Annotated in this window: 2 protein-coding genes; both read left to right on the top strand. The window is 41.1% G+C overall.

The window, feature by feature from the left end; all coding sequences use genetic code 11:
* The first annotated feature begins 138 nt into the window (after positions 1 to 138).
* A complete protein-coding gene (locus G586_RS27265; RefSeq protein WP_255346270.1) occupies positions 139 to 267 on the top strand; it encodes a hypothetical protein in 129 nt (42 codons plus the stop codon).
* Between the two features lie 621 nt (positions 268 to 888).
* Complete coding sequence (pyrF, locus tag G586_RS0120480) at positions 889 to 1,812, top strand: orotidine-5'-phosphate decarboxylase (RefSeq protein ID WP_026529189.1); 924 nt, start codon at positions 889 to 891, stop codon at positions 1,810 to 1,812.
* Positions 1,813 to 1,894: the final 82 nt, after the last annotated feature.

A 1,894-nucleotide genomic window follows, 5' to 3' on the forward strand; every position in this document is an offset into this window, starting at 1 on the left:
CATCTATGAAAAGGAGAAAAAATCCAAAATCATAGATGGGAAGAAGCCTAATCATCTATGAAACAGCTAAAAAAGAAGGGATCATAGATGAGAGAGTAGTCAGTATCTATGAAAAAGAGAAAAAATCCAAAATCATAGATGATAATTAGCATAAGCATCTATGAAACAGCAAAAAAAGAAGAAATAATAGATGAGAGAGCAGCCGGGGGCTATGAAAAAGAGCAAAAATCCAAAATCATAGATGATAAGAAGCCTAATCATCTATGAAACAGCTAAAATGGAAGAAATCATAGATGAGAACACAGTCAGCGTCTATGAAAAGGAGAAAAAATCCAAAATCATAGACAACAAGAAGCATAAACATCTATGAAACAGCAGAAAAAGAAGAAATCATAGATGAGAGAGCGGCCGGTGTCTGTGAAAAGGAGAAAAAATCTAAAATCATAGACAACAAGAAGCATAAACATCTATGAAACAGCTAAAAAGGAAGAAATCATAGACGAGAGCCCTGCTAATACCTATGAAAAAAGAGAAAACGCCCAAAATCATAGACGAACTACCTATCGGCGCCGGCAGTTGCTCATAGATCAGGAGCCGGAGGTGGAGAGATAGCCACCCTGCGGAGCAGGGCTTGTCCTTGAGACAAAATAAATCAGAATGCTAAACTGGAAAGAACGAAGGCAATATCTGCAGTTGCTCATGAGTCAATCGCCGTCGGTAGATGAAACAGAGCATTCTGATTTGTTTGGGTCAAGGATGGCGTGTTTATCCAGAATATTTTCCTGCATTTTACATGAATCTTACTCTTAACGAGTAAGTAAAAATCATGTATACTGTGCTTTGGTATGAAGCGCAATCGCAAATAGTAATTTCACAAGGAGAGTTCCCATGATCAAAAAGTTAATTGATGGTATCAAGAAAACAGAGGCACCTATCGTGGTAGGTCTTGACCCTAAGACGGATTTTGTCCCTAAGAGAATACTGGATAAGGCCATAAAAGAGCAGGGCTACACAGCAGAGGCAATAGCAGATAGTTTCTTTGAGTTTAATAAAGAAATAGTTGATCACATTTATGATCTTGTTCCTGCAGTTAAGCCTCAGGTTGCAATGTATGAGCAGTTCGGAATTCCCGGACTTATTGCATATAAGAAAACAATTGATTACTGTCATGAAAAGGGACTCCTTGTTATAGCAGATGTAAAGAGAGGAGATATCGGCTCCACATCAGAGTCTTATGCACTTTCTCATCTCGGAGCATCAAAAGTTGGAGATAACTTTATTAAGGGATTTGATGCGGATTTTGCCACAGTTAATCCCTATCTTGGCTCTGACGGAGTTAAGCCCTTCATAAATGTTTGTAATGAATTCGACAAGGGTATCTTCGTACTTGTAAAGACTTCAAATCCTTCAAGCGGTGAGCTTCAGGATAAGATCTGCGACGGAAAGGCACTTTACGAAACAGTTGGAAAGCTTGTTGAGACCTGGGGGCAGGAATCAATGGACGGCGAGTACAGCAATGTAGGTGCTGTTGTCGGAGCTACATATCCTGAGCAGGGCAAGATTTTAAGAGATATCATGCCTCACGCATTCATCCTGGTTCCCGGCTATGGAGCTCAGGGCGGCAAGGGATCAGACCTTGTTCATTTCTTTGATAAGGACGGACTTGGAGCAATCGTTAATTCTTCAAGAGGAATCATAGCAGCATGGAAAAATGAGAAGTATGGCGATCCTTCAAAGGAAGCTCTTGGAGAGGCAGCAAGAAGCGCAGTTCTCGATATGAAGGAAGACATAAGAACGGCATTAATACACTGAAGCTGTCCCCTCATCCGTCAGCTCCGCTGACACCTTCCCCCCAAGGGGAAGGCTTGAGGATAATACCAAAAACCTTCCCCCC

Origin of the sequence: Butyrivibrio sp. VCD2006, assembly GCF_000423925.1 — a bacterium.
Classification (GTDB): domain Bacteria; phylum Bacillota; class Clostridia; order Lachnospirales; family Lachnospiraceae; genus Butyrivibrio.

What these genes read in the sequence shown, in the direction of transcription:
- G586_RS27265 (WP_255346270.1), top strand. Translation starts at nt 139, where the DNA reads ATGATAATTAGCATAAGCATCTATGAAACAGCAAAAAAAGAAGAAATA.
- pyrF (WP_026529189.1), top strand. Translation starts at nt 889, where the DNA reads ATGATCAAAAAGTTAATTGATGGTATCAAGAAAACAGAGGCACCTATC.